At 51.6% G+C, this 12,272-nt stretch carries 13 protein-coding genes; 7 read left to right on the top strand and 6 right to left on the bottom strand.

The window, feature by feature from the left end; all coding sequences use genetic code 11:
• Positions 1 to 30 precede the first annotated feature (30 nt).
• The 5 genes from ftsZ (at position 31) to mutT (ending at position 6,158) form a co-directional block, all read left to right on the top strand.
• Complete coding sequence (ftsZ, locus tag AACU19_RS04140; protein WP_000462776.1) at positions 31 to 1,182, top strand: cell division protein FtsZ; 1,152 nt, start codon at positions 31 to 33, stop codon at positions 1,180 to 1,182.
• 100 nt (positions 1,183 to 1,282) lie between these two features.
• Entirely contained in the window at positions 1,283 to 2,200 is a 918-nt protein-coding gene (lpxC, locus tag AACU19_RS04135) for a UDP-3-O-acyl-N-acetylglucosamine deacetylase (RefSeq protein WP_000595482.1), read from the top strand.
• Between the two features lie 230 nt (positions 2,201 to 2,430).
• Positions 2,431 to 2,943 carry a secA translation cis-regulator SecM gene (secM, locus tag AACU19_RS04130; RefSeq protein WP_039021823.1) on the top strand — a complete coding sequence of 171 codons (513 nt, stop codon included), beginning with the start codon at positions 2,431 to 2,433 and terminating at the stop codon, positions 2,941 to 2,943.
• A 61-nt stretch (positions 2,944 to 3,004) separates the two neighbouring features.
• Positions 3,005 to 5,710, top strand: a complete 2,706-nt coding sequence (gene secA, locus AACU19_RS04125; RefSeq protein WP_000905777.1) for a preprotein translocase subunit SecA — start codon at positions 3,005 to 3,007, stop codon at positions 5,708 to 5,710.
• A 58-nt stretch (positions 5,711 to 5,768) separates the two neighbouring features.
• Entirely contained in the window at positions 5,769 to 6,158 is a 390-nt protein-coding gene (gene mutT, locus AACU19_RS04120) for an 8-oxo-dGTP diphosphatase MutT (RefSeq protein ID WP_088541443.1), read from the top strand.
• A 156-nt stretch (positions 6,159 to 6,314) separates the two neighbouring features.
• Here the strand turns inward: mutT and yacG are convergent, their stop codons facing one another.
• Genes yacG through coaE form a run of 3 tightly spaced genes read right to left on the bottom strand, consistent with a single transcriptional unit; the run spans position 6,315 to position 7,882 of the window.
• Positions 6,315 to 6,509: a DNA gyrase inhibitor YacG gene (yacG, locus tag AACU19_RS04115; protein WP_000005043.1), complete on the bottom strand. Its 195-nt coding sequence runs from the start codon at positions 6,507 to 6,509 to the stop codon at positions 6,315 to 6,317.
• Between the two features lie 9 nt (positions 6,510 to 6,518).
• Complete coding sequence (zapD, locus tag AACU19_RS04110; RefSeq protein ID WP_001194743.1) at positions 6,519 to 7,262, bottom strand: cell division protein ZapD; 744 nt, start codon at positions 7,260 to 7,262, stop codon at positions 6,519 to 6,521.
• Positions 7,262 to 7,882, bottom strand: coding sequence for a dephospho-CoA kinase (gene coaE / locus AACU19_RS04105; RefSeq protein ID WP_105278713.1), 621 nt, complete (start codon positions 7,880 to 7,882; stop codon positions 7,262 to 7,264). The genes zapD and coaE overlap by 1 nt, the downstream gene beginning before the upstream one ends.
• 24 nt (positions 7,883 to 7,906) lie before the next feature.
• Between coaE and AACU19_RS04100 the strand changes: the two genes are divergently transcribed.
• Both AACU19_RS04100 and guaC read left to right on the top strand, forming a co-directional pair.
• Positions 7,907 to 7,951 (top strand): protein YacM, encoded by a 45-nt coding sequence (locus AACU19_RS04100; protein WP_120795372.1) that lies wholly within the window; start codon positions 7,907 to 7,909, stop codon positions 7,949 to 7,951.
• 155 nt (positions 7,952 to 8,106) lie between these two features.
• Positions 8,107 to 9,150, top strand: coding sequence for a GMP reductase (guaC, locus tag AACU19_RS04095; RefSeq protein ID WP_039021824.1), 1,044 nt, complete (start codon positions 8,107 to 8,109; stop codon positions 9,148 to 9,150).
• Between the two features lie 34 nt (positions 9,151 to 9,184).
• Here guaC and hofC read toward each other — a convergent pair whose 3' ends face one another.
• Genes hofC through ppdD form a run of 3 tightly spaced genes read right to left on the bottom strand, consistent with a single transcriptional unit; the run spans position 9,185 to position 12,212 of the window.
• Entirely contained in the window at positions 9,185 to 10,387 is a 1,203-nt protein-coding gene (hofC, locus tag AACU19_RS04090; protein ID WP_088541442.1) for a protein transport protein HofC, read from the bottom strand.
• Positions 10,377 to 11,762 carry a type II secretion system protein GspE gene (gspE, locus tag AACU19_RS04085; protein WP_105278712.1) on the bottom strand — a complete coding sequence of 462 codons (1,386 nt, stop codon included), beginning with the start codon at positions 11,760 to 11,762 and terminating at the stop codon, positions 10,377 to 10,379. Before gspE ends, hofC begins: the two co-directional genes overlap by 11 nt.
• A 9-nt stretch (positions 11,763 to 11,771) precedes the next feature.
• Positions 11,772 to 12,212, bottom strand: a complete 441-nt coding sequence (gene ppdD / locus AACU19_RS04080; protein WP_000360904.1) for a prepilin peptidase-dependent pilin — start codon at positions 12,210 to 12,212, stop codon at positions 11,772 to 11,774.
• Positions 12,213 to 12,272 lie beyond the last annotated feature (60 nt).

The following is a 12,272-nucleotide window of genomic DNA, read 5'->3' as shown; positions in this document are numbered from 1 at the left end:
CAGGCGACAGGCACAAATCGGAGAGAAACTATGTTTGAACCAATGGAACTTACCAATGACGCGGTGATTAAAGTCATCGGCGTCGGCGGCGGCGGCGGTAATGCTGTTGAACACATGGTGCGCGAGCGCATTGAAGGTGTTGAATTCTTCGCGGTAAATACCGATGCACAAGCGCTGCGTAAAACAGCGGTTGGACAGACGATTCAAATCGGTAGCGGTATCACCAAAGGACTGGGAGCTGGCGCAAATCCAGAAGTTGGCCGTAATGCGGCTGATGAGGATCGCGATGCACTGCGTGCGGCGCTGGAAGGTGCAGACATGGTCTTTATTGCTGCGGGTATGGGTGGTGGTACCGGTACTGGTGCAGCACCAGTTGTCGCTGAAGTGGCAAAAGATTTGGGGATCCTGACCGTTGCTGTCGTGACTAAGCCTTTCAACTTTGAAGGCAAGAAGCGTATGGCATTCGCTGAGCAGGGGATCACTGAACTGTCCAAGCATGTGGACTCTCTGATCACTATCCCTAACGACAAACTGCTGAAAGTCTTGGGCCGCGGTATCTCCCTGCTGGATGCATTTGGCGCAGCGAACGATGTACTGAAAGGTGCTGTGCAAGGTATCGCTGAACTGATTACTCGTCCAGGCCTGATGAACGTGGACTTTGCAGACGTACGTACCGTAATGTCTGAAATGGGCTACGCAATGATGGGTTCTGGTGTGGCGAGCGGCGAAGACCGTGCGGAAGAAGCTGCTGAAATGGCTATCTCCTCTCCGCTGCTGGAAGATATCGATCTGTCTGGCGCGCGCGGCGTGCTGGTTAACATCACGGCGGGCTTCGACCTGCGTCTGGATGAGTTCGAAACGGTAGGTAACACCATCCGTGCATTTGCATCCGACAACGCAACTGTCGTTATCGGTACTTCTCTTGACCCGGATATGAATGACGAGCTGCGCGTAACTGTTGTTGCGACAGGTATCGGTATGGACAAACGTCCTGAAATCACTCTGGTGACCAATAAGCAGGTTCAGCAGCCAGTGATGGATCGCTACCAGCAGCACGGGATGGCTCCGCTGACCCAGGAGCAGAAGCCGGTTGCTAAAGTCGTGAATGACAATGCGCCGCAAACTGCGAAAGAGCCGGATTATCTGGATATCCCAGCATTCCTGCGTAAGCAAGCTGATTAAGAATTGACTGGAATTTGGGTTTCGAGGCTCTTTGTGCTAAACTGGCCCGCCGAATGTATAGTACACTTCGGTTGGATAGGTAATTTGGCGAGATAATACGATGATCAAACAAAGGACACTTAAACGTATCGTTCAGGCGACGGGTGTCGGTTTACATACCGGCAAGAAAGTCACCCTGACGTTACGCCCTGCGCCGGCCAACACCGGGGTCATCTATCGTCGCACCGACTTGAATCCACCGGTAGATTTCCCGGCCGATGCCAAATCTGTGCGTGATACCATGCTCTGTACGTGTCTGGTCAACGAGCATGATGTACGGATTTCAACCGTAGAGCACCTCAATGCTGCTCTCGCGGGCCTCGGCATCGATAACATTGTTATCGAAGTTAACGCGCCGGAAATCCCGATCATGGACGGCAGCGCCGCTCCGTTTGTATACCTGCTGCTTGACGCCGGTATCGACGAGTTGAACTGCGCCAAGAAATTTGTTCGCATCAAAGAGACTGTTCGTGTCGAAGATGGCGATAAGTGGGCTGAATTTAAGCCGTACAATGGTTTTTCGCTGGATTTCACCATCGATTTCAACCATCCGGCTATTGACTCCAGTAACCAGCGCTATGCGATGAACTTCTCCGCTGATGCGTTTATGCGCCAGATCAGCCGTGCGCGTACGTTCGGTTTCATGCGTGATATCGAATATCTGCAGTCCCGTGGTTTGTGCCTGGGCGGCAGCTTCGATTGTGCCATCGTTGTTGACGATTATCGCGTACTGAACGAAGACGGCCTGCGTTTTGAAGACGAATTTGTGCGTCACAAAATGCTCGATGCGATCGGTGACTTGTTCATGTGTGGTCACAATATTATTGGTGCATTTACCGCTTATAAATCTGGTCATGCACTGAATAACAAACTGCTGCAGGCTGTCCTTGCAAAACAGGAAGCCTGGGAATATGTGACCTTCCAGGACGACGCAGAACTGCCGTTGGCCTTCAAAGCGCCTTCAGCCGTACTGGCATAACGACATTTATACTGTCGTATAAAATTCGACTGGCAAATCTGGCACTCTCTCCGGCCAGGTGAACCAGTCGTTTTTTTTTGAATTTTATAAGAACGATAAAAAACGGTGCGAACGCTGTTTTCTTAAGCACTTTTACGCACAACTTATCTTCATTCGTGCTGTGGACTTCAGGCTTTAATGATAAGATTTGTGCGCTAAATACGTTTGAATACGATCGGGATGGCAATAACGTGAGTGGAATACTGACGCGCTGGCGACAGTTTGGTAAACGCTACTTCTGGCCGCATCTCTTATTAGGGATGGTCGCGGCGAGTTTAGGTTTGCCTGCGCTCAGCAACGCCGCCGAACCAAACGCGCCCGCAAAAGCGACAACCCGCAACCACGAGCCTTCAGCCAAAGTTAACTTTGGTCAATTGGCCATGCTGGAAGCGAACACGCGCCGCCCGAATTCGAACTATTCCGTTGATTACTGGCATCAACATGCCATTCGCACGGTAATCCGTCATCTTTCCTTCGCAATGGCACCGCAAACGCTGCCCGTTGCTGAAGAATCTTTGCCTCTTCAGGCGCAACATCTTGCATTACTGGATACGCTCAGCGCGCTGTTGACCCAGGAAGGCACGCCGTCTGAAAAGGGTTATCGCATTGATTATGCGCATTTTACCCCGCAAGCAAAATTCAGCACGCCCGTCTGGATAAGCCAGGCGCAAGGCATCCGTGCTGGCCCTCAACGCCTCAGCTAACAACAATAAACCTTTACTTCATTTTATTGACTCCGCAACGCGGGGCGTTTGAGATTTTATTATGCTAATCAAATTATTAACTAAAGTTTTCGGTAGTCGTAACGATCGCACCCTGCGCCGGATGCGCAAAGTCGTCAACATCATCAATGCCATGGAACCGGAGATGGAAAAACTCTCCGACGAAGAACTGAAAGGGAAAACCGCAGAGTTTCGTGCACGTCTGGAAAAAGGCGAAGTGCTGGAAAATCTGATCCCAGAAGCTTTCGCTGTGGTGCGTGAGGCAAGTAAGCGCGTCTTTGGTATGCGTCACTTCGACGTTCAGTTACTCGGCGGTATGGTTCTTAACGAACGCTGCATCGCGGAAATGCGTACCGGTGAAGGTAAAACCCTGACCGCAACGCTGCCTGCTTACCTGAACGCATTAACCGGTAAGGGCGTACACGTTGTTACCGTCAACGACTACCTGGCGCAACGTGACGCCGAAAACAACCGTCCGCTGTTTGAATTCCTTGGCCTGACTGTCGGTATCAACCTGCCGGGCATGCCAGCACCGGCGAAGCGTGAAGCTTACGCAGCTGACATCACTTACGGTACGAACAACGAATACGGCTTTGACTACCTGCGCGATAACATGGCGTTCAGCCCTGAAGAACGTGTACAGCGTAAACTGCACTATGCGCTGGTGGACGAAGTGGACTCCATCCTCATCGATGAAGCGCGTACACCGCTGATCATTTCCGGCCCGGCAGAAGACAGCTCGGAAATGTATAAACGCGTGAATAAAATTATTCCGCACCTGATCCGTCAGGAAAAAGAAGACTCCGAAACCTTCCAGGGCGAAGGCCACTTCTCGGTGGATGAAAAATCTCGCCAGGTGAACTTGACTGAACGTGGTCTGGTGCTGATCGAAGAGCTGCTGGTGAAAGAAGGCATCATGGATGAAGGTGAGTCGCTGTACTCTCCGGCTAATATTATGCTGATGCACCACGTAACGGCGGCGCTGCGCGCTCATGCGCTGTTTACCCGAGACGTCGACTACATCGTTAAAGATGGTGAAGTTATCATCGTTGACGAACACACCGGTCGTACCATGCAGGGACGTCGTTGGTCCGATGGCCTGCATCAGGCAGTGGAAGCGAAAGAAGGTGTACAGATCCAGAACGAAAACCAGACGCTGGCGTCGATCACCTTCCAGAACTACTTCCGTCTGTATGAAAAACTGGCGGGGATGACCGGTACTGCTGATACCGAAGCTTTCGAATTCAGCTCCATCTATAAGCTGGATACCGTCGTTGTTCCGACCAACCGTCCAATGATTCGTAAAGATCTGCCGGACCTAGTCTACATGACTGAAGCGGAAAAAATTCAGGCGATCATTGAAGATATCAAAGAACGTACTGCGAAAGGCCAGCCGGTGCTGGTGGGTACTATCTCCATCGAAAAATCTGAGCTGGTGTCAAACGAACTGACCAAAGCCGGTATTAAGCACAACGTCCTGAACGCCAAATTCCACGCCAACGAAGCGGCGATTGTTGCTCAGGCAGGTTATCCGGCTGCGGTGACTATCGCGACCAACATGGCGGGTCGTGGTACAGATATTGTGCTCGGTGGTAGCTGGCAGGCAGAAGTTGCCGCGCTGGAAAATCCGACCGCAGAGCAAATTGAAAAAATCAAAGCCGACTGGCAGGTGCGTCACGATGCGGTACTGGCTGCAGGTGGTCTGCATATCATCGGTACAGAACGTCACGAATCTCGTCGTATCGATAACCAGCTACGTGGTCGTTCTGGGCGCCAGGGGGATGCCGGTTCTTCCCGTTTCTACCTGTCGATGGAAGATGCGCTGATGCGTATTTTTGCTTCTGACCGTGTTTCCGGCATGATGCGTAAACTGGGTATGAAACCAGGCGAAGCCATCGAGCACCCGTGGGTGACCAAAGCGATTGCCAACGCTCAGCGTAAAGTTGAAAGCCGTAACTTCGATATTCGTAAGCAACTGCTGGAATATGATGACGTGGCTAACGATCAGCGTCGCGCTATTTACTCCCAGCGTAATGAACTGCTGGATGTCAGCGATGTGAGCGATACCATCAACAGCATTCGTGAAGATGTGTTCAAAGCGACCATCGATGCCTACATTCCGCCGCAGTCGCTGGAAGAAATGTGGGATATTCCGGGGCTGCAGGAACGTCTGAAGAACGATTTCGACCTCGATTTGCCGATTGCCGAGTGGCTGGACAAAGAGCCAGAACTGCATGAAGAGACGCTGCGTGAGCGTATTCTGGCGCAGTCCATCGAAGTGTATCAGCGTAAAGAAGAAGTGGTTGGCGCTGAGATGATGCGTCACTTCGAGAAAGGCGTCATGCTGCAAACGCTTGACTCCCTGTGGAAAGAGCACCTGGCGGCGATGGATTATCTGCGTCAGGGTATCCACCTGCGTGGCTATGCACAGAAAGATCCGAAGCAGGAATACAAACGTGAATCGTTCTCCATGTTTGCAGCGATGCTGGAGTCGCTGAAATATGAAGTCATCAGCACGCTGAGCAAAGTCCAGGTACGTATGCCTGAAGAGGTTGAAGAGCTGGAACAACAGCGTCGTATGGAAGCCGAGCGTTTAGCGCAAATGCAGCAGCTTAGCCATCAGGATGATGACTCTGCAGCCGCAGCTGCACTGGCGGCACAAACCGGTGAACGCAAAGTTGGACGTAATGATCCTTGCCCGTGCGGTTCTGGTAAAAAATACAAGCAGTGCCACGGTCGCCTGCAATAAAGCTAACTCTTGAAACAAAAGGCGCAGGATTCTGCGCCTTTTTTATAGGTTTAAGACAATGAAAAAGCTGCAAATTGCGGTAGGTATTATTCGCAACGAGAACAATGAAATCTTTATAACCCGTCGCGCCGCAGATGCGCACATGGCGAATAAACTGGAGTTTCCTGGCGGTAAAATTGAAATGGGCGAAACGCCGGAACAGGCGGTGGTGCGTGAACTTCAGGAAGAAGTCGGGATTACCCCACAACATTATTCGCTATTTGAAAAACTGGAATATGAATTCCCGGACAGGCATATAACACTGTGGTTCTGGCTGGTCGAAAGCTGGGAAGGGGAGCCGTGGGGTAAAGAAGGGCAGCCCAGTGAGTGGATTTCACAGGCCAGCCTCAATGCAGATGATTTTCCGCCAGCCAATGAACCGGTAATTGCGAAGCTTAAGTGTCTGTAGATCGGTTAAGGCATCCAACATTTACACTGGATGCCCGATGCGACGCTGGCGCGTCTTATCAGGCCTACAATTTTTTAACACGTTGATATAAAAGATCTTGCAGGTCGGATAAGGCGTTCGCGCTGCATCCGACAACATCTGACCTTTTACACCCAATTACTTCTGCTCTTCGCTCCAGTCATCGCTTTCGGAAAGATCGCCACTGCTGGGGATTCGTTTTTCTTCAGCAGCCCATTCTCCTAGGTCGATCAGCTGACAACGTTTGGAACAAAATGGCCGAAACGGGCTGATTTCACCCCACACCACCGTTTTCCCGCAGGTTGGGCAATTCACCGTAATAGTTTCTGACATTTTTACTCCTTAGCAACAGGCCAGTTCGAAATCCAGACGTTCCGGTACCTGTCCGTTTTCACTGTCCAGCGGCATAAAACGAATGGCAAAACGGCTCTTATGACCGGAAATTTGCGGATAAAGCTGTGAATCGAGCGACAGATTCAGGCGCAGCAAGTCGGCATCGCCACCGTTATCCTGATAAAAACCATTCAGGCTGGTTTGTTTACGGAAGGGGGCCGACTGGCGAATTAAATCCAGCACCATGGTAAGTGCCTGGGTGAGCGGGTTCAGGCTGGCAATCCAGGTTTCTACCTGGCTGTCGCGCTGCGCCTGGGGTAGATGCAGCCAAATGTGCAATGTAGGTAAATCAAAGCTACAACAGCCGCCTGGGATGCTCAGTCGCTGACGCACCAGAGCAATCAAACGATCTTCACGCAGAAATTGCCCGATACGCGGCGCGGAAATTAATACGCTCCCCGCCGCTTTTAACTGCTGAATTAATGCTTCAATACGGCTCTGGTCCACGCCAGGCACGCCAATCCAGGTCTGGAGTTTACGTTGCTGCCGGTCAAGTTCTTTCAACAGCTCAGTGCGGACTTCGCCGCGCTCGAAAACATCCAGTAATTCACTGACATTGCGGAAGAAATGCAGAGCGCCAGCGTAGTCAACGACGGGTAGATTAACGGTGAGTTGCTGAATCAAAAACTCAATGCGCAGCCATGTACGCATTTTTTCATTTAGTGGATGTTCAAAAAGGACCTGGGTCTGCATTACGGTTTTTCCTGTGAGACAAACTGCGACGCAAGCTGCAAATAGTGTGCGTGCAGGCGGGCAACATCCGATGCGATAGCATCCGGTGCGCCGTTATTATCAATGACGTCATCTGCCACGGCAAGGCGAGCTTCGCGCGGTGCCTGAGCAGCAAGAATTTGTTCAACATGCTCGCGAGTGACATCATCGCGCTGCATGGTGCGTTTAAGTTGCGTTTCTGGGCTGACATCCACCACCAGCACTCGATTCGCTTTTTTATACAATGAGTTTTCTACCAGCAATGGCACAACCCAAAGTACATAGGGGGAAGATGCTTGCTGGATCTGGTGTTGCGTCTCTTGCTGAATCAGCGGATGCAGCAGGGCGTTAAGCCAGTTTTTCTCTTCCGGGTTGGCGAAAATCCGCTCGCGCAAGGCCCGGCGCTGCAATGTTCCATCAGCAGCAATCATGTTAGCGCCAAAGTGATCAGCAATGGCATGTAGCGCAGGTGCACCTGGTTCAACCACCTGACGCGCAATAATATCGGCATCAATGACGTTAATTCCGAGATCAGCAAACGCATTGGCAACGGTACTCTTGCCACTGCCAATGCCTCCCGTTAAGGCAACTATATACCTCATAATTTATATTCCCGGGAATTCATCATGATTATCAAAACGTTAAAAATGAGCGCACGAAAGCGAAATTGATGAAACGTTCGCTCACTATTTACCAGGTAAATTTATGGGATTGTAGCGTAAAAAAAGACAATTTCGCAGTCTTGCGCCGCATTGATTAGTGCGTATGATAGCGTCACTGGAGTTGCGCTCTTACCCTTATAGCCATTAACCCCAGGAATCCGCACATGCGTATTGAAGAAGATCTGAAGTTAGGTTTTAAAGACGTTCTCATCCGCCCTAAACGCTCCACTCTTAAAAGCCGTTCCGATGTTGAACTGGAACGTCAATTCACCTTCAAACATTCAGGTCAGAGCTGGTCCGGCGTGCCGATTATCGCCGCAAATATGGACACCGTAGGCACATTTTCTATGGCCTCTGCGCTGGCTTCTTTTGATATTCTGACTGCTGTGCATAAACACTATTCTGTCGAAGAGTGGCAAGCGTTTATCAACAATTCTTCCGCTGATGTGCTGAAACATGTGATGGTTTCTACCGGTACGTCTGATGCGGATTTCGAAAAAACTAAACAGATTCTCGACCTGAACCCGGCATTAAACTTCGTTTGTATTGATGTGGCGAATGGTTATTCTGAACACTTCGTGCAGTTCGTTGCGAAAGCGCGTGAAGCGTGGCCGACCAAAACCATTTGTGCTGGCAACGTAGTGACTGGTGAAATGTGTGAGGAGCTTATCCTCTCCGGTGCTGATATCGTTAAAGTTGGCATTGGCCCCGGTTCTGTTTGTACAACTCGCGTCAAAACAGGCGTCGGTTATCCGCAACTTTCTGCGGTGATCGAATGTGCCGATGCTGCGCATGGTCTGGGCGGAATGATCGTCAGCGACGGTGGCTGCACCACGCCGGGCGATGTCGCGAAAGCCTTTGGCGGCGGTGCCGATTTCGTCATGCTTGGCGGCATGCTGGCGGGCCACGAAGAGAGCGGTGGTCGCATCGTTGAGGAGAACGGCGAGAAATTTATGCTGTTCTACGGCATGAGCTCCGAGTCTGCGATGAAACGTCACGTTGGCGGCGTTGCGGAATATCGCGCAGCAGAAGGTAAAACCGTTAAGCTGCCGCTGCGAGGCCCGGTTGAACATACCGCGCGTGATATTTTGGGCGGCCTGCGTTCAGCTTGTACATACGTTGGGGCTTCACGTCTGAAAGAGCTGACCAAGCGCACCACGTTTATCCGTGTACAGGAACAAGAAAACCGCATCTTCAACAATCTGTAATCTCCCAATGCTGGCGTGGAGTAACACGCCAGCGTTATCCCATCCCACTCATCGCATCGCCTAAATGGAAAATTGGCAAATACATTGCCACCACTAGCGTACCGATAATTCCTCCCGTTATGACCAGCAACACCGGTTCGAGCAAGGCTGCAAGGTTATCCGCCAGCGCCATGGTGTTATCCCGATGATGACGGGCGAGGTTGTCTAACATGAGATCCAGCGAACCGGATGCCTCTCCTGTTCTCACTAATTGCAAACAGAGCGGGCTAAACTCACCGGCATTTTTTAGCGCCAGCCAGATGGGATGACCGTTACTGATATCGTGCTGGATTTGTGTCAGAAGTTGCTCCCAATACGGACAGCGCATTGTTGCTCTGACGCTCTCTACGCCCTGTAAAAAAGTAATGCCTGCACTTTGTGTCAGCGCCAGAATCGTAAAGATCTGCGTGAGTTTTTGTCCTCGCATCAGTGAACCCATAATTGGGATGCGTAACAGTGATTTTTGCCTCACGATGAGCCAGGTCGGGCGGCGCACCAGCAACTTATTGGCTATTGCCAGCAGTAAGCCGAACAACAGCAGCAGCCAGCCCCATTCGCCACTAAAGTCTGCCAGCGTCATGATCCCCTGCGTTAGCGCTGGTAATGGGGTGTTAAAGGTCTTGTAGATAGCAGCAAACTCCGGCAGTACAAAATGCAGCATTGCCACAACCACCATTATTGCCATCGCTAAAATGATGATGGGATAACGCAACGCTGATTTCACTTTATCGGCTAACTGACGCTGGGCTTTTTGCTGTCGAGCAAGTTCAAAGCAACATTCATCTAACTTACCGGTCAATTCCCCCGTGCGGATCATTGCCTGATAGAGCGGCGGAAATACCTCTGACCAGGGTAATAAGGCATTCGAAAAGGCAACGCCCTGTTCGAGATCGAGCGCCAGTGATTGCAGCAACGCTTGCCATTGCTTACTGGGATGCTGTTCCGCCAGCAGTGCCAGCCCTTCAGAAAGCGTTAACCCGGCTTTGAGTAGCGTCGCCAGTTGATGAATGACTTCCGCGCTTTTATCTCCTCGCCACTGCGCAGAATTGATGGCGATTCGCTTCAGGCTAAGTGGGGTAACCATCTGTTGCTGTAGTGCTATGAGCAGCAAAGCACGGCTCTCTGCCCATAGCATCCCATCTTGCGCATTGCCGTCGCCGGTTATGCCACGCCAGCGCCAGAGTTGCTTACTCGCCATACGGCATTCCCAATACGCGGATTAACTCTTCAAAGGTGGTTAAGCCTTGCTCCACGGCCAGGCAGCCGTTTTCAAAAAGCGTTCGCATACCCGCCTGTCGGGCGTGCGTTTCCAGCGATTCAACGTCGGTATTAGCGGAAATAAGCTGACGTATGACCGGTGTTATGGGCAGAACTTCAAATAAGGCCGTGCGACCATAAAAACCGTGGTAGCAATGTACACAACCGGGTGCTTGCCAGCGGGGCAGCGGCGACGGCCATACATTGTCTGGAATATGGATGGGCTCCCCTTGCTGCAGGCGACAATGTGGGCAAAGTTTACGTACCAGACGCTGGGCTATTACCAGCGTAAGCGCCGATGAGAGCATCCAGCGGGCGACTCCCATTTGCTGTAAACGTACCAGCGTTTCAGTGGTGGAATTGGTGTGTAGGGTAGACAACACCAGGTGACCGGTTTGCGCCGCTTTAATAGCGATCTCTGCTGTTTCGCCATCGCGGATCTCTCCGATCATGATGACGTCAGGGTCCTGGCGCAATAACGCACGCAAAACGCCCTGAAAGGTAAGACCGGCACGCGGATGGATTTGCGTCTGGTTTAGCCCTGCTATGGGGATCTCAATCGGATCTTCCACGCTGCAAATATTAATATCAGCGATATTTAGCGTTTGCAGGGCGCTATACAGCGTGACCGTTTTGCCGCTGCCAGTAGGGCCAGTTACCAGCACCAATCCCTGTGGTTGCTGCAAGGCGTAGGTAAAGTCAGTCAGTTGTGATGGTTGCATCCCCAGCGTGTTGATATCCAGCGCCTGGTCCACCTGCTGTAACAACCGTAATACCACCTTTTCACCGCCGCGACATGGCAAGGTAGCAATGCGAAATGAGACGGCGTTCCCGCCCAGTTCGACAGTGAATTGCCCGTCCTGTGGCAGGCGATGTTCCGCGATATCCAGGTTGCCCAGCACTTTTAATCTGGCGGTTAATGCGACTCCGGCATCCGGTAAAACATCCGGTAAAGGATGCAATACACCGTCGATACGCAAGCGGATGCGGTAGGCATTGTCCGCTGGTTCGATATGAATATCAGACGCGCGTTGTTCCAGCGCAGATTGTAACGTTCGAGTCAGTAACTCTGCTTTGGGCTGATGCTTCTCATGAATAGCTACGGGCAATGTCTGTTGGGTGCGACTGGCGTGACCTTCCATTTGTTGGCGCGTCCAGCAGGTGATCTCAATACGTTTGGTGGTAGCGAAATGCAATGCGTCCAGTAGCTCATGCGAAGGGGCATCGACCACCGCAACATGAACCACCTCTTTGCTGGCATCCAGCAAGACTCCCTGATAACGCAGACACAGGGCGGTGAGCTGTGGAATATTCATTGCCGCTCCTTAGTTGGCGTCATCAAAGCGAAAGACATCTTCGCAGGCTTGCTGCAATGCGCTGTCACTTTGAATATTGCAGTTGCGCGTCCAGCCGGTGACGCCGTTTGCGTTATCCCAACCCGGTGTCATGACGACGCTTAGCCCATTGAGACTTTCTTGCCCGGTCAGCGACACCACGCCCTTTGCCACACTCATGGCTGAAACATAGCGGGTGGTGGTAGGCGAGGGAATGCCATTGCTGCCACCGTCGCAGGTATCTAATCCACCATGTTCCAGCGCGCACAACTCTACGGCGGTACGGTAAGGCACAAAGGTTTGTAGCATGTCGGTGAGTGCGGCTTTGCGCAGGTAGTTTTGATAAGCGGGAATACCAATGGCGCTTAAAATGGCAATGATGCCAATAACCACCATCAGTTCGATAAGTGTAAAACCGCGTTGCTTGTCCATTTGTTTCGCTCCTTGATTTGGTTGGCGCTACTTTGGCAAACGCCATCAGCACAAGCGAGG

The sequence above is a fragment of the Escherichia sp. MOD1-EC4550 genome, from assembly GCF_963876935.1.
Lineage (GTDB): Bacteria > Pseudomonadota > Gammaproteobacteria > Enterobacterales > Enterobacteriaceae > Escherichia > Escherichia coli_F.
The sequence above is the reverse complement of the archived record's forward strand: the minus strand, read 5'-3'. Positions and strand labels throughout refer to the sequence as shown.

Coding starts and splice junctions, on each gene's coding strand:
- ftsZ (WP_000462776.1), top strand. CDS start 31: ATGTTTGAACCAATGGAACTTACCAATGACGCGGTGATTAAAGTCATC.
- lpxC (WP_000595482.1), top strand. CDS start 1,283: ATGATCAAACAAAGGACACTTAAACGTATCGTTCAGGCGACGGGTGTC.
- secA (WP_000905777.1), top strand. CDS start 3,005: ATGCTAATCAAATTATTAACTAAAGTTTTCGGTAGTCGTAACGATCGC.
- mutT (WP_088541443.1), top strand. CDS start 5,769: ATGAAAAAGCTGCAAATTGCGGTAGGTATTATTCGCAACGAGAACAAT.
- yacG (WP_000005043.1), bottom strand. CDS start 6,509: ATGTCAGAAACTATTACGGTGAATTGCCCAACCTGCGGGAAAACGGTG.
- zapD (WP_001194743.1), bottom strand. CDS start 7,262: ATGCAGACCCAGGTCCTTTTTGAACATCCACTAAATGAAAAAATGCGT.
- coaE (WP_105278713.1), bottom strand. CDS start 7,882: ATGAGGTATATAGTTGCCTTAACGGGAGGCATTGGCAGTGGCAAGAGT.
- guaC (WP_039021824.1), top strand. CDS start 8,107: ATGCGTATTGAAGAAGATCTGAAGTTAGGTTTTAAAGACGTTCTCATC.
- hofC (WP_088541442.1), bottom strand. CDS start 10,387: ATGGCGAGTAAGCAACTCTGGCGCTGGCGTGGCATAACCGGCGACGGC.
- gspE (WP_105278712.1), bottom strand. CDS start 11,762: ATGAATATTCCACAGCTCACCGCCCTGTGTCTGCGTTATCAGGGAGTC.
- ppdD (WP_000360904.1), bottom strand. CDS start 12,212: ATGGACAAGCAACGCGGTTTTACACTTATCGAACTGATGGTGGTTATT.